This is a genomic window from Streptomyces sp. NPDC002838 (assembly GCF_040295365.1).
GTDB lineage: Bacteria > Actinomycetota > Actinomycetes > Streptomycetales > Streptomycetaceae > Streptomyces.
This window is the reverse complement of record NZ_JBEOVF010000011.1, coordinates 135,734-151,517: the sequence shown is the minus strand read 5'-3', so window position 1 is coordinate 151,517 and position 15,784 is coordinate 135,734. Positions and strand designations below refer to the sequence as shown.

15 protein-coding genes are annotated in these 15,784 nt (G+C 71.7%); 5 read left to right on the top strand and 10 right to left on the bottom strand.

Features of this window, described 5'->3' with window-relative positions; genetic code table 11:
- The 3 genes from ABT063_RS17265 to ABT063_RS17255 are packed head-to-tail and all read right to left on the bottom strand — an operon-like array spanning nt 1 to nt 1,684.
- Complete coding sequence (locus tag ABT063_RS17265) at nt 1-735, bottom strand: isocitrate lyase/PEP mutase family protein (protein WP_351058174.1); 735 nt, start codon at nt 733-735, stop codon at nt 1-3.
- The gene (locus ABT063_RS17260; RefSeq protein ID WP_351058243.1) at nt 732-1,133 is read right to left on the bottom strand and encodes a carboxymuconolactone decarboxylase family protein; all 402 of its coding nucleotides are present in this window, start codon (nt 1,131-1,133) and stop codon (nt 732-734) included. Before ABT063_RS17260 ends, ABT063_RS17265 begins: the two co-directional genes overlap by 4 nt.
- 44 nt (nt 1,134-1,177) lie before the next feature.
- Nucleotides 1,178-1,684, bottom strand: a complete 507-nt coding sequence (locus ABT063_RS17255; RefSeq protein WP_351058173.1) for a carboxymuconolactone decarboxylase family protein — start codon at nt 1,682-1,684, stop codon at nt 1,178-1,180.
- Between the two features lie 47 nt (nt 1,685-1,731).
- On the opposite strand from ABT063_RS17255, the gene pdxR reads away from it, so the two are divergent.
- Nucleotides 1,732-3,144, top strand: coding sequence for a MocR-like pyridoxine biosynthesis transcription factor PdxR (pdxR, locus tag ABT063_RS17250; protein ID WP_351058172.1), 1,413 nt, complete (start codon nt 1,732-1,734; stop codon nt 3,142-3,144).
- Nucleotides 3,145-3,196: 52 nt separating this feature from the next.
- Entirely contained in the window at nt 3,197-3,697 is a 501-nt protein-coding gene (locus tag ABT063_RS17245; RefSeq protein ID WP_351058171.1) for a carboxymuconolactone decarboxylase family protein, read from the top strand.
- Nucleotides 3,698-3,772: 75 nt separating this feature from the next.
- On the opposite strand, the gene ABT063_RS17240 is transcribed toward ABT063_RS17245, so the two are convergent.
- Genes ABT063_RS17240 through ABT063_RS17215 form a run of 6 tightly spaced genes read right to left on the bottom strand, consistent with a single transcriptional unit; the run spans nt 3,773 to nt 11,826 of the window.
- A complete protein-coding gene (locus ABT063_RS17240) occupies nt 3,773-4,567 on the bottom strand; it encodes an aminotransferase class IV (RefSeq protein WP_351058170.1) in 795 nt (264 codons plus the stop codon).
- Between the two features lie 13 nt (nt 4,568-4,580).
- Entirely contained in the window at nt 4,581-5,747 is a 1,167-nt protein-coding gene (locus ABT063_RS17235; protein ID WP_351058169.1) for an FAD-dependent oxidoreductase, read from the bottom strand.
- Complete coding sequence (locus ABT063_RS17230; protein ID WP_351058168.1) at nt 5,744-7,303, bottom strand: class I adenylate-forming enzyme family protein; 1,560 nt, start codon at nt 7,301-7,303, stop codon at nt 5,744-5,746. Before ABT063_RS17230 ends, ABT063_RS17235 begins: the two co-directional genes overlap by 4 nt.
- Nucleotides 7,304-7,326: 23 nt before the next feature.
- Nucleotides 7,327-8,946 (bottom strand): AMP-binding protein, encoded by a 1,620-nt coding sequence (locus tag ABT063_RS17225; RefSeq protein ID WP_351058167.1) that lies wholly within the window; start codon nt 8,944-8,946, stop codon nt 7,327-7,329.
- A complete protein-coding gene (gene pabB, locus ABT063_RS17220; RefSeq protein ID WP_351058166.1) occupies nt 8,943-11,180 on the bottom strand; it encodes an aminodeoxychorismate synthase component I in 2,238 nt (745 codons plus the stop codon). The genes ABT063_RS17225 and pabB overlap by 4 nt, the downstream gene beginning before the upstream one ends.
- 31 nt (nt 11,181-11,211) lie before the next feature.
- A complete protein-coding gene (locus ABT063_RS17215) occupies nt 11,212-11,826 on the bottom strand; it encodes a putative antibiotic biosynthesis monooxygenase (protein WP_351058165.1) in 615 nt (204 codons plus the stop codon).
- A 159-nt stretch (nt 11,827-11,985) separates the two neighbouring features.
- On the opposite strand from ABT063_RS17215, the gene ABT063_RS17210 reads away from it, so the two are divergent.
- From ABT063_RS17210 to ABT063_RS17200, 3 genes are all read left to right on the top strand, one after another.
- Nucleotides 11,986-12,765, top strand: coding sequence for a DUF3050 domain-containing protein (locus ABT063_RS17210; protein ID WP_351058164.1), 780 nt, complete (start codon nt 11,986-11,988; stop codon nt 12,763-12,765).
- Between the two features lie 155 nt (nt 12,766-12,920).
- Complete coding sequence (locus ABT063_RS17205) at nt 12,921-13,298, top strand: hypothetical protein (protein ID WP_351058163.1); 378 nt, start codon at nt 12,921-12,923, stop codon at nt 13,296-13,298.
- Between the two features lie 35 nt (nt 13,299-13,333).
- Nucleotides 13,334-14,518, top strand: coding sequence for a glutathionylspermidine synthase family protein (locus ABT063_RS17200; RefSeq protein ID WP_351058162.1), 1,185 nt, complete (start codon nt 13,334-13,336; stop codon nt 14,516-14,518).
- Between the two features lie 6 nt (nt 14,519-14,524).
- On the opposite strand, the gene rocD is transcribed toward ABT063_RS17200, so the two are convergent.
- On the bottom strand, nt 14,525-15,778 hold the full coding sequence (gene rocD / locus ABT063_RS17195) for an ornithine--oxo-acid transaminase (protein ID WP_502990832.1): 1,254 nt from the start codon (nt 15,776-15,778) through the stop codon (nt 14,525-14,527).
- Nucleotides 15,779-15,784 lie beyond the last annotated feature (6 nt).

The window sequence follows — 15,784 nt, the reverse complement described above, 5'->3', positions numbered from 1 at the left end:
CTAGGGCCTGAGGCCGGCGGCGATCTCCCGCAGTTCCGCGGTGGCCCGGCGCTGGAGCCCCGGCCCGAACGTGACGCGAGTGGCCCCGAGTTCACCGAGTTCGGTGGGCGAGGGGCCCTCGCCGTCCAGCCGGGCGCCGACGTTGATCGGCCCCTGGATCCCGGCCCGCAGCAGCGGCAGTACGGTCGTCGGGGCGCCGATCGGATAGACGCAGTCGGCGCCCGCGGCGACGTACAACGCGGCCCGCTCGATGGCCTGTTCGGCGGCCTGCTTGGGGTCGGTGAATCCGACCGAGAAGACGTCGACGCGCGCGTTGACGAAGAGGCGGTCGCCGGCGGCGTACCGCACCTCGGCGAGCCAGTCGGCGTGCTGCCGCGGGTCCTTGAGGAGACCCCCGTCGGAGTCCTCAAGGTTGCACCCGACGGCACCCGCCTCCCACAGCCGCTGCACCAGCTCCTTCGGCGCGAGCCCGTACCCGCCCTCGACGTCCGCCGACACCGGCACGTCCACGGCCCGTACGACCCGGGCGACCGCCGCGAACATCTCGTCGGCCGGGGTCGCCCCGTCCTCGTACCCGAGGGAGGCGGCCACCCCCGCGCTGGGCGTCGCGAGCGCCGGGAACCCGGCCTCGACGCACACCCGGGCACTGGCCGCGTCCCAGGGGCCGGGCAGGACGAGGGGGGCGCCGGGGAGGCGTCTGCGGTGCAGGGAGCGGAACGTGTCGACCTTGCTCACGGCTGGTAACCCCCCGGCGGGATCCTGCGGGCGACCATCACCCGGTTCCAGTTGTTGATGGCGGCGATCAGCCCGACGAGATGGGCGAGTCGGGCCTCGTCGAAGTGCTTGGCGGCCCTCTCGTACACCTCGTCGGGCACGAAACCGTCCGTCAGGACGGTCACCGCCTCCGTCAGCGCGAGCGCGGCCCGCTCCCGCTCGTCGTAGACGTCCCCGGCCTCCTCCCAGGCGCTCAGCAGATCGAGCTGCTTCTCGCTCACCCCGTGCTCGCGGGCGATCGTGAGGTGCATGTCGAGGCAGAAGGCGCAGTGGTTGAGCTGCGAGGCCCGGATCACCACGAGCTCGGCGAGCGCGGGGTCGCCGAGCCCCTTCTTCGCGGCGGCGCTGAGCGCGGACATGGCCTGCCCGACGGCCCGGTCGAGGAGCCCGGTCCGCGTCGTCGTCACTTGTACTGCCCCGGCTCGTAGTGCCCCGGCGCCATACGGAAGGTCACCCCGAACCGGTTCCACGCGTTGATCACCGCGATCGCGGAGATCAACTGCGCCAGCTCGGCCTCCTCGAAGTGCTTGGCGGCCTTCTCGTACACCTCCTCGGGCACGAAACCGTCCGTCAGGACGGTCACCGCCTCGGTCAGTTCCAGCGCCGCGAGTTCCTTCTCGGTGTAGAAGTGCCGCGACTCGTCCCAGGCGCTGAGCTGGATGATCCGCTCGACGCTCTCGCCGGCCGCGAGCGCGTCCTTGGTGTGCATGTCGATGCAGAGGGCGCAGTGGTTGATCTGCGAGGCGCGGATCTTCACCAGCTCGTAGAGCTTGTGGTCCAGGCCCTGCTTGGCGGCCGTGTCGAGGCGGATCATCGCCTTGTAGACCTCGGGGGCGAGCTGGGCCCACTGCATCCGGGCCGGCCGTTCGGGTGCGTACTCTCCGGTCGTCGTGTCGTGGTTCGTAGTCATGCCCTCGACCCTAGGAGCGAAGCTACCCAGGGGTATGGTCCACTTCCATGCCAAGATCTTGGGCCACTCTGGGCGTCGACCTCCACCTCGAACCGACCGGTCCGGGCCTGCGGCGGGGTCTGACCGACGCCCTGCGCGAGGCCGTCCGCACCGGCCGGCTGGCCCCCGGCACCCGGCTGCCGTCCTCCCGCGCGCTCGCCGCCGACCTGGGCATCGCCCGCAACACGGTCGCCGAGGCCTACGCCGACCTGGTCGCCGAGGGCTGGCTCACCGCCCGGCAGGGCTCGGGCACGAGCGTGGGGGAACGTCCGGTGTCGCCGCCGGCCGCCGGACCGGCAGTGGGTGGTGGCCGCCAGGCGTCCCAGCCGGTGTACGACCTCGTCCCCGGCACCCCGGACCTGTCCGCCTTTCCCCGCACGGCCTGGCTGAAGGCGGCCCGCCGCGCACTGGCGGTGGCCCCGCACGACGCCCTCGGCTACGGCGACCCGCGCGGCCGCGTGGAACTGCGCACCGCCCTGGCCGGCTACCTGGCGCGGGCCCGCGGTGTCCGCACGCACCCGGACGGCATCGTCATCTGCTCCGGCATCGCGCACGGGCTGAGGATCCTCGGCCAGGTGCTGCGGGACCGGGGGCTGACATCGCTGGCCGTGGAGTCGTACGGGCTCGACGTGCACTGGAGGCTGCTGGAGCGGGCGGGGCTGCGGACGCTGCCCCTGGGGCTCGACGAACTCGGCACCCGCACCGAGGAGTTAAGGGCGGACGAGTCGGCGGGTGTGCGGGCCGTGCTGCTGACGGCCGCGCACCAGTTCCCGATCGGCGGGGCGCTGCACCCTGAGCGGCGGGCCGCGGTGGTGGACTGGGCGCGGCGCGGCGACGGGCTGATCCTCGAGGACGACTACGACGGGGAGTTCCGCTACGACCGCCGGCCCGTGGGCGCCCTCCAGGGCCTCGACCCCGACCGGGTGATCTACCTGGGCACCGCCAGCAAGTCACTGGCCCCGGGGCTGCGTCTGGGCTGGCTGGTCGTGCCGCCGTCGATCGCCGCCGAGGTCGTCACGGCCAAGGGCGGGGTGGACTGGTCGTGCGGGGTGCTGGACCAGCTGACGCTGGCCGAGTTCATCACCTCGGGCGCCTACGACCGCCACGTCCGGGCGGCCCGCCTGCACTACCGGCGCCGCAGGGACGCGCTGGTGGCCGAACTCGCGCGGCGAGCCCCGTCGGTCCGCCCCACCGGCATCGCGGCCGGCCTGCACGTGGTGCTCCGCCTCCCGCCGGGCACCGAGCAGGCGGCGCTGCGAGCGGCGGCCTGGCAGGGGCTGGCGGTGCACGGACTGCACCGCTACCGGCACCCGAAGGCGACCGTCGAGCGGCGTGACGCGCTGGTCGTGGGGTACGGGACGCCGCCGGACCACGCGTGGTCGGGGGCACTGGACGCGTTGTGCGCGGCATTGCCCGAATAGCGATTCACTCGTTTCCCATTCCGTGATTCATTTCGGTGGATAGAGTCACCCCATGAGCAACAACGACTCCATATCCCGCCCGGCCCTGTCCCGCGTGGCCCTCAAGAAAATCACCCCCGATGTGTCCGCGGCGATGGGCTCCCTGCACGCCGCCGCCGTTTCCGCGGCCCGGGACGCCAAGGTCGAACCGGAACTGCTGGAACTGGTCAGGATCCGCGCCTCGCAGATCAACGGCTGCGCGTTCTGCCTCGACATGCACACCAAGGACGCCCGCGCCCAGGGCGAGACCGAGCAGCGCGTCTACGCCCTGAACGCCTGGCGGGAGACCCCCTTCTTCACCGAACGGGAGCGCGCGGCACTGGCGTTGACCGAGGCCGTGACCCTGGTGCACGACGGTCACGTCCCGGACGAGATCTACGCCGAGGCCGCGGAGGTCTTCGACGAGGAGCAGATCGCGGCACTGATCTGGGCGGCCACCGTCATCAACGCGTACAACCGGATCGCCATTGCCACGCGGATGGTGCCGGGGGCTTACCAGCCGGCACAGAAATAGCTCTGCATTCGGGCAGCGGTAATCGCGCCGGGTCGAATTCGATTCGATCCGGCGCTCTCTCTGTCCGCCCGATTCTTATGTCTCCGGCAGTGGCTCCATAACGTCGTCCAGCCATTCCCGCCAGTCCGGGGCGCGCACGGCGGGCGCCGCCTCCAGCGGCCGTCCCGTCCAGCCCGTCACGGGCCGGATTCCGTGCAGCGCGTTGACCAGCCACACCTCACGGCCGTCCAGCTCGGCCACGGTCCGCTCGCGGTGGGCGACGCGGAGGCCGGAGCGCCCGGCCCGCTCCTGGATCAGTCCCACGGTCACTCCGGGCAGCACGGGCAGCCCCGGCGGGGGCAGGCAGAGGGTGTCGTCCTCCCACCACAGCACGCTGGCGGTGGCCGCCTCCAGCACCGCACCCGAGGGCGAGATCAGCACCGCCTCGTCGGCGCCCTCGCCGGACGCCCGCCGGCGGACCCCGGCCAGGGTGTCCAGGTCCGGTCCTTTGCGGCGGGGCACGGTACGCGGATCACGCTGCCCCGCCGCCCAGACCCGTACGCCGGAGCCGAGCGGCGGCGCGTGCCGCAGCAGCAGCCGCAACTCGAGGGATCCGGAGACGAGTTCGACCCGGGGGAACCACTCGCCCGTGCGCGGCAGCGCGGCGGTCATGTCCTGCCAGAACTCCACGAGCCGGCGCGGCGACGGCCCACCGCACTCGCCGCAGGCCCGCAGGAAGCGCTCCCGGTGCCGGGCGAAGCCGCGTACCCGGCCGTCGCGCACCAGCCAGGAGTCCGCGACGAGCAACCGCCCGCCGCCCTCCGGCGTGGGGGACAGGCCACCGGCCGGCGTCCAAGCCGACAGGCCTTCCGCGGCCACCGGTTGTGCCATCACACGTTCCTCCTCAGTACTTGCCCGCCACGGCGGGCGCCCCGCCCCGCGGCCCGTACGGCGCGTGCTCCAGCCACGACCCGCACCACGGCAGCACCGGCGCGAGAGCCGCCGCCGCCCGCTGCTTGACGCGGACGGTCCGGCGCCGTGGCCGCAGGTGGTCCAGGGCGGCTCCGGCGGCCTCGCTGTTGAACAGGGCGGCCGCGCGCCGCACTTCGGCGAAGTCGGCGACCGTCCCCGTGGCAACGGCTTCCGCCGCCGCTGCCGCGTCGGCGATCCCGCTGTTCATGCCCCGCGCCCCGAACGGCGGGAAGAGATGCGCCGCCTCACCGACCAGCAGCACCCGCCGGTGCGGATCGGTGAACGACGCCGCGACCTTCCGCAGGAAGCGGTACGTCGACACCCACAGGATCCGATCCGCGTACCCCTCTCCCACGACCGCGGGCAGCCACCGGCGTACGGCCTCCTCGGTGCCGTACGCCTCCTCCCGGTCGTCGTCACGGCACTGCAGGTCGACCTGGAAGCCCCCGGTGAACGGCACCCGCATCACGCTGCGCCCGCCCACCCCCGGATGCTCGTAGTGGAAGACCCGCTCCAGCGGCAGCTCGGCGCCCTCGATGTCGGCGACGTCGACGACCACGTGGAAGCCCTCACCGCGACTGCCCTCCATGGCGATGCCGAGCTCGCGGCGGACCGTGGAGCGGGCGCCGTCGGCGGCGACGGCGTACCCGCCGCTCCACACGCGCCCGTCCTCGCCGGTCAGCAGGACCCCGGTCTCCGTGGCCTCTACGGCCGTCACCCGTGCCTCCCACACGAACTCCACCCCGGCCCGCTCGCAGGCCGCGCGCAGGAAGCGTTCGGTGTCCACCTGGCGCAGGCTGGTGAAGGGCGGGGTGCCGGACGGCGGCGGGAAGGTGCGGGAGTACACCTCGCGGCCCCGGTACAACGTCCGCTTGGTCTGCCAGGTCCGGCCGTACGACGTGATCTCGGCGGCGAGCCCCGGGTACATCCCGTCGAGCAGGCCGAGGGTCTCCCGGTGCACGAACAGGGCCCGGCTGCCCGGCCGTTCACGGTCCTTCGGGTCGGCTTCCAGCAGGACGACGTCGAGCCCGTGCGCCCGCAGCGCGAGCGCCGCCGACAGGCCCACGGGGCCGGCGCCGACCACCACGACCGGGTTCACGTGCGGGCACTTTCGGTCAGCATGCGGGTGATCTCCACCCGCTTCACCTTCCAGGTGGCGGTCATCGGCAGCTCCTCGAACCGCCACTGCCGCGGCTCCGCCATCGCGGGCAGGCCGGCCGTGGCCTCCCGCCAGCGTTCCGGGTCCAGCGGCCGCTCGCCCCGCACGCACACCACCGGCACCGGCTCGCGGTCCACGCCGGGCACGATGACGACCTCGCGCAGCTCCTCCAGGCGGGACATCAGCGTGTCCTCGACCTCCAGATTGCTGTGCACGGCGTCAATCTGATCAATCTCACGGTCGATCAGATGCAGGGTGCCCAAGCGGCTCTGGTACCCCATGTCCCCCATCTGCCACCACTCACCGTCGAGTTGGCGCTCGTACTGCTCCCGGGCCCCGAGGTAGGTGACGATGCGGCCCCTGGTACGGGCCTCGATCCGGCCGGTTGTCCCGGGCAGGGCACGCCTGCCGTCGGGGTCGGTGACGCGGAGGCGGGTGAAGCCCGGTATCCCGATCCCGACCCGGCGGCCGTCCGCGCGGGCGGCGCTGCGCCGGGTGAACCACTGGAACGCGACCGGGCCCGTCTCGCTCTGCCCGTACAGCTGGATCAGCCAGGGCGTACGACGCCGGGAGGCGCCCAACAGCCGCCGTACGGTGCGCGGATGGATCGCGTCGAACGTGGAGCCGTACGCCCGGACCCGGGACAGTGGCGCGCCGGGCGCGTCGGCCAGCTCCTCCCACAGGACGAAGGTGTTGGGGTGCGTCTCGACGATCCCGGGGCGGTGCCGGGTCAGCAGCGGACCCACGTTCGCCGGGTCCGGGTCGGTGATCAGCACCATCGGGCTGCCGAAGTGCAGCAGGACGCCCAGCAGATGGTAGAAGCGCGAGTGCACGAAGGACATGTGCAGCGCCGCGGTCTCGCCGCGGGTGGGCCAGCCCATCGCCTGCTGCGGTACGAGCCGGTTCCACATGGTGTTCGGGCAGTGCACGGCGAGCTTGGGGACGCCGGTGGTGCCCGAGCTGTGCGTGATCAGGGAGGGCTCGCGAGGGTGCAGTCGTACGGGTGCGGGCGGTTCTGCGCCGGCGAACTTCTCCAGGGGGACGGCGCCGGGGGCGTCGTCGACGGACAGGGTGTGACGTACGAGCCCGGCGACGTCCTTCAGCGGCCCTTCCAGCTTCGCCCGGTCGGTGATCAGCCACGGCTGCTGGAGCCGTTCCAGCAGCTGTGCGACGACAGGGCCGGACAGTCCGGGCGACAGCAGTGCGGGGACGGCGCCGATGCGGGAGATCGCGCAGGTCAGCAGCATGATGTCGACGTTGTCCGTCTTGTGGACGACGACCTGTTCCGAGGGCCGTACCCCGGCCTCCCACAGCCGGCCGGACAGCTCCTCCACGACGTCGGCCAGCACCCGGTAGGTCAGGTCGACCCCGAGGGACGGGTTCACGTCCAGCGGCCGGTCCAGGGTGACGAAGACGGCTCCGTGGCGGTCGGCCGCCCGCCGGAACATCGGGCCGAGGTAGAAGCCGCGGTCGGCGAGCAGAGGTTGTTGCGGCATGGTGCCGTTCCTTTCTGGCATGGTCACCACGCGCCCTGTCGAACCAGGTGGCGGCGGAGCTTTCCGGTCGGGGTGCGGGGCAGGGACGTGACGAAGGCGACGCTTCTGGGGACCTTGAAGGCGGCCAGGTGCTCCCGGGCCAGCCGGATCAGGTCGTCCTCCAGGCCGGACGGCAGGGGCGCGGCCGGAACGACGAAGGCGCGCAGCCGGCTGGCGCCGTGTCCGTCGGTGACGGCCGCGACGGCGACCTCCCGCACCGCCGGGTGGGTCCGCAGCACGGCCTCCACCTCCAGCGGGGAGACGGTGATGCCGCCGACCATCTCCATGTCGTCGACGCGGCCCAGATGCCGGAACGTGCCGTCCGGCTCGCGCCGCGCCCGGTCATGGGTGGCCAGCCAGCCGCCGACCAGGGTGCGGTCCGTCTCCTCGGGCCGGTTCAGATAGCCGGGCGTCACCGTCGGCCCGCGCACCCACATCTCGCCCTCCGCGCCGTCCGGCACCGGCCACCCGTCCCGGTCGCGCAGCTCCACCTCGAAGCCGGGCACGGGACGTCCGACCGTGCCGGGGTGGTTGTGGTCGAAGCTGTTCGCGCAGAAGGCGTGCCCCGCCTCGGTGGAACCGATCTGCTCCAGGACCGGCGCGCCGAGCAGCTCGGTGACCTGTCTGCCGAGTGCCGCCGGCAGGCCCTCGCCGGCCGACACCGCGGCGCGTACCGAGGCGAAGCAGGCCTCGTGCCCGCTGCCCCGGTCGGTCACCAGCGCGGCGTACGCGGACGGCACGGAGTAGAGCAGGGTCACCCGGTGCCGGGCGACGAGTTCGTCCACGGCGGCCGGGGTCGGACGCCGGTCCACCAGCACGGCGGACGAGCCCGACAAGAGCGGGAAGACGAAGGCGTTGCCGAAGCCGTAGGCGAAGTACAGCTTCGACACCGACAGGGTGACGTCGTCCTGGGTGATCCGCAGCACCCGCCGGCCGATGAGGTCGTGGTACGTCCTCGGGTCGCCGTGACCGTGCACGACCCCCTTGGGGCGGCCCGTCGTGCCGGAGGTGTACTGCACGTACAGGGGGGTGTGCGCGTCGACCGGGTGGGCGGCGGTCGGCTCGGCGGCGGGGGCCAGCGCGAGCAGCTGATCGGCGCCGAGGCGCGGCCGGCCGGGGAAGCGGTCCGGCCCGTCCTCCAGGCCCGGTCCGGTCACGCACAGCACGGCGTCGGTGTCCCCGGCCATGAACGTGTGCTCGGCGGCGGGGAGTTCGGGGTTGACCAAAACCGCCACGGCCCCGAGGCGGGCGGCGGCGAGGAAGGCCGTCACCCAGGCGATGCCGTCGGGCAGGGCGAGCAGCACTCGGTCGCCGGGGCGCACTCCGTGGTCGGCGAGCACGGTGGCCGCGCGGGCCGCGAGACCGTGCACCTCGCCGTGGGTCCAGACCCGGTGGCCCTGGTGGAAGGCGGGCCGGTCGGTCCACCCGCGCCGCTCGGCGAGTGCGGTGAGATGCGCCGCGAAGTTGCCGGGGGCGCCGGCGTCGGCCGGGGACGGCTCCGGGGACAGCGTGGGTCGCGGGGTCGTGGACCGTGGGGCGATGGATCCTGGGGTCGTGGACTCGTGGGTCGTGGATTGGTGAGTCGTGGACTGGTGAGTCGTCATCGCGCGGGCTCCCCGGCGGAGGGCCGCTCCTGTCGCGGGCCCACAGGGAGCGCGGCGGCCGTCCGTATCGCGGTCTGCTCCCGCTGTTCCCGTATCCGGTCCGCCGTGTGCTGGTGGAGGGCCCGCATCTGGGCCGCCGTCTTCAGCAGCATCTCGTCGTACTCCGCGGCCGGATCGGAGTCGAGGACGATCGCGCCGCCCGCGCCCAGGTGCATCAGACCGTCGGCGAGTACGGCGGTGCGGATGACGATGCTGAGATCCGCGCCCCCGCCGCACCCCAGGTAGCCGAGGGCGCCGGAGTAGACGCCCCGGGCCTCGGTCTCCAGGGAGTCGATGATCTCCATGGTGCGCAGCTTCGGCGCGCCCGTCATCGAACCGCCGGGGAAGCAGGCGCGGACGCTGTCCACCGCGTCCGTACCCTCGCGCAATCGGCCCTCGACCGTGGAGACGAGCTGGTGCACGGTGGCGTACGTCTCGGTCGCCATGAGCCGGGGGACGCGCACCGTCCCGGTCCGGCAGACCCGGCCCAGGTCGTTGCGGAGCAGGTCGACGATCATCAGGTTCTCGGCGCGTGTCTTGGCGTCCGCCGCCAGCGCGTCCCTGAGCCGGGCGTCCTCCTCGGGCTCCTCGCTGCGGGGCGCCGTGCCCTTGATGGGCCTTGCCTCGGCCACACCGTTCCGGGTGATCCGCAGGAAGCGCTCGGGGGAGGAGCCCGCGACATCGAGGTCGCCGAACCTCAGGAAGGCCGCGTACGGCGCCGGGTTGACACGGCGCAGCACCCGGTAGAACTCGTACGCGTCGGGCGGGGCCGGTAACCGGGCGGAGTTGGTCAGACAGACCTCGTAACTCGTGCCCGCTCGCAACTCCCGCTGACACGCCTCGATGTCCGCGAGATACGTCGCCCGGTCGCGGACCAGCCACGGCTCGGCGGCGTCGGGGTCGGCCTCGCCCGGGAGGGGCTGTCGCGGCTGGTCCGTCTCCGCGGACACGAAGGTGAGCTGGGCCAGCGCGCTCTCGAGCCAGTCGGCGGCCTCCCGCGCGGCCCGCGGGGTGTCCTCCGCCAGGCAGACCGCGTAGGTGAACCCCTCCTGGTGGTCCACCGCGATCAGCCGGTCGGCGAACAGCCAGCACGCGTCCGGGAGTTCGGAACGGTGCCGGTTCGGCGAGCCGCAGTCGGCCTTCGTCTCGTAGCCGAAGTAGCCCACATAGCCGCCGGTGAAGTCGAAGGGCAGCCCGTCGGCGTCCACCCGGCGGTTGGCCAACTGCCGCTTGAGATAGTCGAAGACGCTCGCCCGGACCTTGCGCGGGGGCCGCCCCACCCGCTCGATCTCGCAGCGGCCGGCCTCGACGTCGTACCGGACGAACTCGGCGAGCGGTCCGCTGCCGTCGCCGAAGAACGAGAACCGGGACCGGCCCGGCTCGACCAGCGAGCTGTCCAGCCAGAACGCCCGCTCGGAGGCGGCGTACATCCGGGTGAAAGCGGCCTCCGCGTCGACCGCGGTGGCGATGCGTCGGGTGTGCAGCCGGTAGCCGGGACCGCCGGCGCGCCGGGGGCGGGGGATGGTCGCGGTCGCCGGTGCGGCCGCTGTGGCCGTGCGGCGGGGGACATCCGCGGGCGCGGGCACCGCGGTGTTCTTCGTCCGGAGTTTGCGTGCCCGCTCCGCCGTGAGGTTCCGGAAGTTCACGAGCATGCGGTGGCCGTACTCGGTGAGGACGGACTCCGGGTGGAACTGCACCCCCCACAGGGGCCGGCTGCGGTGCCGCAGTCCCATGAGGACGCCGTCCTCGGCCCACGCGGTGGCCTCCAGGGCCTCGGGCAGCGGCTCGCGCACGGCCAGCGAGTGGTAGCGGACCGCGGTGAAGTCCTGCGGCAGCCCCTGGAACAGGTCCTGTCCGTCGTGCCGGACGGTGCTCAGATGCCCGTGCCGGGGCTCCGGGGCGGGAGCGATCCGGCCGCGTTCCCCGAGGGCGATGCCCTGGTGGCCCAGGCAGACGCCGAGCACGGGGATCGGGGACTCGGCGAGCACGCGGGCACTGATGCCGAAGTCGCGGGACTCGGCCGGACTGCCGGGACCGGGCGAAATCACCACATTGTCGAACCCGACAAGGTCGGGAATTCTGTCCACGGCGGCGTCATTGAGGACCACCACCGGTTCCTCGCCGTTGACCTCGGCGATCAGCTGAAACAGGTTGTACGTGTACGAGTCGTAATTGTCGATGAGCAGGGTCTTCAACCCGCCCACCTCCCTCTTGTCGTTCCCGGGCCTACGCCGTCCGTCGTTTGTGCCGTCCGCGAAGAGCCTGGAGCTGTGGATACAGCCAGTTCCGGAAGAAACGCTGAAGGCGCGGCATGAGAATCCAGGTGACGATGGCCGTCACACATAGACACAACAGCAGCGTACGGAACAGTGCATTGAGGTCGCCGAGATAAGGAAGCACGGTCAGATTGAACAGGAGCACCGGCGGGAACACCGCGCTCATATTCACGAACCACAGTTTCCATTTCTTCGGTGGAGCCGGCGGGGCCGGCGTGGTGGTCTGGGAGGCGAACCACGCCCTGGAGCCCCGCACGCTCCGGCGGTCCGTCTGCCGGGCGAACCCCTCCGCCCGGGCATCCCACTGTGCCCGGACGGCCGAGACCTCCCAGGCCTGGGCCGTGCCTTCGCTGGCGAAGCGATACACCACATGCCATTCCGCCTCTCGGTCGACAAGGACACCACCCCCCAGAAAGCCCGGCTGCTGCGCGCTCGCGCCCAGCATGGCCCACCCCCAGGAGTGGAAGTCGGCCTCGTGGCCCGGCACCACGTGATAGGCCACGGTGACGGTGACGGGATTACTGGTCACGTCGTCGGATACGGAGCGCGCACTCCGGGCGTTCAACGTTCAACGAAGATTTTTTCGGTCCGGATGCGGTGTCGGGTGTGGTAAGTATTACGCAGTTCTTACGGGATCCTCAAAGCGCTTGCCGAGCGGTGCGAACAGTGCTCACAATCGGCGTTCGATCCGCCGGAAAAGCGGCGGAAAAAGCGAAGGAGAATCATGTCCCGCTACGACTGGAACATGACTCATGATGGAATCGACCGGGCACGCGCCGCAATCGAACCGGTACGGAAAGAAGTCACCGCCCATTCCATCTATCAGCGGATCGACAGCCGCACGCGCATGGCCACATTCATGGCGCATCACGTCTTCGCCGTATGGGACTTCATGTCGCTCCTCAAATCCCTCCAGCGGGATCTGACCTGTGTCGACGTGCCCTGGGTGCCGCGCGGCTCGGAGGTGAGCCGGCGGCTGATCAACGACATCGTGCTGGTCGAGGAGAGCGACGAGCTGAACGGCGGCTTCACCAGCCACTTCGAGCTGTACCGCGCCGCCATGACCGAGGCGGACGCCGACACGACCCCGATCGACACCTTCCTCGCGCTCCTCGCGCAGGGCCACGACGTGCCGTCCGCCCTGCGGACCGCCCAAGTCCCCCCGCCCGCAGCCGAGTTCGTTCGCACCACCTTCACCATCATCGCCGACCGCCCCCTGCACTGCCGGGCGGCCGCCTTCGCCTTCTCCCGGGAGGACCTCATCCCGGACATGTTCGACCAGGTGATCAAGAAGGAAGGCACGGACCGCTTCCCGCTCTTCTGCGACTACCTCGCCCGCCACATCGAGGTCGACGGCGAGGAACACACCCCCATGGCCATGCAGATGGTCGCCGACCTCTGCGCCACGGACGACACGCGCTGGGCGGAGGCGGTGGAGACGGCGACTCTCGCGCTGGAGGCCAGGTCGCGGCTGTGGGACGGGATCGCGGGGGCGATGCGCTGACGGGGGCGTGGGCGATGGCCTGAGGGCACGTGAGCCATCGCCCGGGAACGGGGGTGCCCCACAGGTGTGCTCACGCCGATCCCTATGCTGACCACGGCCGACGCACGACTGCGGTCGGCATGCGACGGGGACCACGGGGACACGGGGAGACACACATGGCAGACGCACGCCGGCAACTTCGCTCAGGCACGGTCGCACTCGGCGGCGTAGGCCTGCTCGCCGCGGCCCTGACGGCCTGCTCCTCCGACCCGGACAAGCGCTGCGTCGACCGCGACAGCTACAACCTCGCCAAGGGCTACGAGGTCGTCGCCGACAAGAACTGCAAGTCGGCCACCACCGTCGACGGCGCCTGGTACTACGGCGGCAAGAAGAGGGGCGACTGGGTGAAGAACGGCTCCTTCACCAAGTCCGGCAAGGGATCCGGCAGTTCGAGCGGCGGCAGCGGCACGGGTGGCAGCGGCGTCGACCGCGGTGGCTTCGGCGGCGGCGACGGTGACGGCGGCGGCAGCGGCAAGGGCAGCTCCGGCGGCTGACGAGAACCCCCACAGGACCCTGGATCCCGGACCCCATGGAACGCCACACCATCGAGCCCCGCCCCGGCTGGCAGCAGACCGTCGAGGAACAGGGACTCATCTACCCCCTCACCCGCTATCCCGACGACTCCCTGCGCCCCTACTGGGACGAGAGCGCGTACTACGCCTTCACCCTCCCCGAGGTCGAAGTGCTGGAGGAGGTCGTCGAGGAACTCCACCGCATGTGCCTCACCGCGGCCGGGCACATCGTCGCCGAGAACCGCTTCGCCGACCTCGGCCTCACCGACCCCCGCGTGGCCGAGGCGGTCGCCGAGGCCTGGCGCCGCCGCGCCGAACTCCCCTCCCTCTACGGCCGCTTCGACCTCCGCTACGACGGCACGGGCCCCGCGAAACTCCTGGAGTACAACGCCGACACGCCCACGTCCCTGGTCGAGGCCGCCTCACCCCAGTGGTTCTGGATGGAGGAACACTTCCCCGGCGCCGACCAGTGGAACTCCCTCCACGAGCGCCTGATCGCCGCCTGGAAGAAACAGGCCGTCTTCCTCCCGCCCGGCAACCCCCTGTACTTCGCCCACTCCTCGGCCGACGAACTCGGCGAGGACCTCATGACGGTCGCCTACCTCAAGGAGACCGCGGAGCAGGCGGGCCTGGACACCGACTGGATCTCCATGGAGGAGATCGGCTGGGACCCGCTGTCCGGCCGCTTCGTCGACAACCAACTCCGCTTCATCCGCAGCTGCTTCAAGCTCTACCCCTGGGAGTGGCTCACCACCGACCGCTTCGCCGCCCACGTCCTCGACACCCTGGACAACGGCGGCGGCACGGGTACGACGCTGTGGATCGAGCCCGCCTGGAAGATGCTCCTGAGCAACAAGGCCCTGCTCGCCATCCTCTGGGAACTCCACCCCGGCCACCCCAACCTCCTCCCCGCCTACCTCGACGGCCCCCGCGAACTGGCGGCGACCACCGGTTACGTGGCCAAGCCCCTGCTGGGCCGCGAGGGCGCCGGCGTAACCGTCCACGAGCCCGGAGCGGCCCCTGTCATCCGCGACGAGCCCTGCTGTTACCAGGAGTTGGCCCCGCTCCCTTCCTTCGACGGCAACCACGTCGTCCTCGGCACCTGGGTGGTCGAGGACGAGTCCGCGGGCCTGGGCATCCGCGAGTCCTCCGGCCTGATCACGGACGAGTACGCCCGCTTCCTGCCGCACGTAATCCTCTGAAAGGAGTCAGGGGGCCAGTACGGCACGCAGCTGGGCCAACCCCCAGTCCAGGTCCTCCTCGGAGATGATCAGGGGCGGCGCGATCCGGATCGTCGGCCCGTGCGTGTCCTTCACCAGGACACCCCGGTCCATCAGCTTCTCGGAAACCTCCCGTCCCGTGCCGTACGCCGGAGCGATGTCCACGCCCGCCCACAGCCCGCGCCCGCGCACCGCCGTCACCCGTCCCGACCCCGCCAGCTCCTTCAGCTCCCGGTGCAGATGCTCGCCGAGCCGGGCGGCCCGCGCCTGGTACTCGCCCGACCGCAGCATCGCGATCACCTCCAGCGCCACCGCACAGGCCAGCGGATTCCCGCCGAACGTCGACCCGTGCTCCCCGGGCCGGAACACCCCGAGCACCTCGGCGCTCGACACCACCGCCGACACCGGCACGACCCCGCCCCCCAGCGCCTTCCCCAGCACATACACGTCCGGCACCACCCCCTCGTGCTCGCACGCGAACGTCCGCCCCGTCCGCCCCAGCCCCGACTGGATCTCGTCCGCCACGAACAGCACGTTCCGCTCGCGCGTCAGCTCCCGCACCGTCCGCAGATAACCGGCCGGCGGCACCAGCACCCCCGCCTCGCCCTGGATCGGCTCGAGCAGCACCGCGACCGTGTTCTCGGTCAGCGCCGCGCGCATCGCCGTCACATCCCCGTACGGCACGATCTCGAAGCCCGGCGTGTAGGGCCCGTAGTCCGCCCGCGCCTCGGCGTCCGTGGAGAAACTGATCACCGTCGTGGTCCGCCCGTGGAAGTTGCCCCCCGCGACCACGATCTTCGCCATCTCCGCCGGCACGCCCTTGACCCGGTACCCCCACTTCCGCGCCGTCTTCACCGCCGTCTCCACCGCCTCCACGCCGGTGTTCATCGGCAGCACCATCTCCATGCCGCACAGCTCGGCGAGCTCCTCGCAGAACGCGGCGAACCGGTCGTGATGAAACGCCCGGGAGGTCAACGTCACCCGCTCCAACTGAGCCTTCGCCGCATCGAGGATCCGCCGGTTGCGATGCCCGAAGTTCAGCGCCGAATACCCGGCCAGCAGATCCAGATACCGCCGCCCCTCCACATCCGTCATCCACGCCCCGTCCGCCGTGGCCACGACCACCGGCATTGGACGGTAGTTGTGCGCGCTGTGGGCCTCGGCGGCCGCGACGAGCGTCTCCGTACGGTTCACGGCATCTCCCTGAGCTGACGGTGACTTCCTTCCTATAGTCGCTCGCATGGTGGA

What these genes read in the sequence shown, in the direction of transcription:
- ABT063_RS17260 (WP_351058243.1), bottom strand. Translation starts at nt 1,133, where the DNA reads ATGTCCGCGCTCAGCGCCGCCGCGAAGAAGGGGCTCGGCGACCCCGCG.
- ABT063_RS17255 (WP_351058173.1), bottom strand. Translation starts at nt 1,684, where the DNA reads ATGACTACGAACCACGACACGACGACCGGAGAGTACGCACCCGAACGG.
- pdxR (WP_351058172.1), top strand. Translation starts at nt 1,732, where the DNA reads ATGCCAAGATCTTGGGCCACTCTGGGCGTCGACCTCCACCTCGAACCG.
- ABT063_RS17245 (WP_351058171.1), top strand. Translation starts at nt 3,197, where the DNA reads ATGAGCAACAACGACTCCATATCCCGCCCGGCCCTGTCCCGCGTGGCC.
- ABT063_RS17240 (WP_351058170.1), bottom strand. Translation starts at nt 4,567, where the DNA reads ATGGCACAACCGGTGGCCGCGGAAGGCCTGTCGGCTTGGACGCCGGCC.
- ABT063_RS17230 (WP_351058168.1), bottom strand. Translation starts at nt 7,303, where the DNA reads ATGCCGCAACAACCTCTGCTCGCCGACCGCGGCTTCTACCTCGGCCCG.
- ABT063_RS17225 (WP_351058167.1), bottom strand. Translation starts at nt 8,946, where the DNA reads ATGACGACTCACCAGTCCACGACTCACCAATCCACGACCCACGAGTCC.
- ABT063_RS17210 (WP_351058164.1), top strand. Translation starts at nt 11,986, where the DNA reads ATGTCCCGCTACGACTGGAACATGACTCATGATGGAATCGACCGGGCA.
- ABT063_RS17205 (WP_351058163.1), top strand. Translation starts at nt 12,921, where the DNA reads ATGGCAGACGCACGCCGGCAACTTCGCTCAGGCACGGTCGCACTCGGC.
- ABT063_RS17200 (WP_351058162.1), top strand. Translation starts at nt 13,334, where the DNA reads ATGGAACGCCACACCATCGAGCCCCGCCCCGGCTGGCAGCAGACCGTC.
- rocD (WP_502990832.1), bottom strand. Translation starts at nt 15,778, where the DNA reads ATGCGAGCGACTATAGGAAGGAAGTCACCGTCAGCTCAGGGAGATGCC.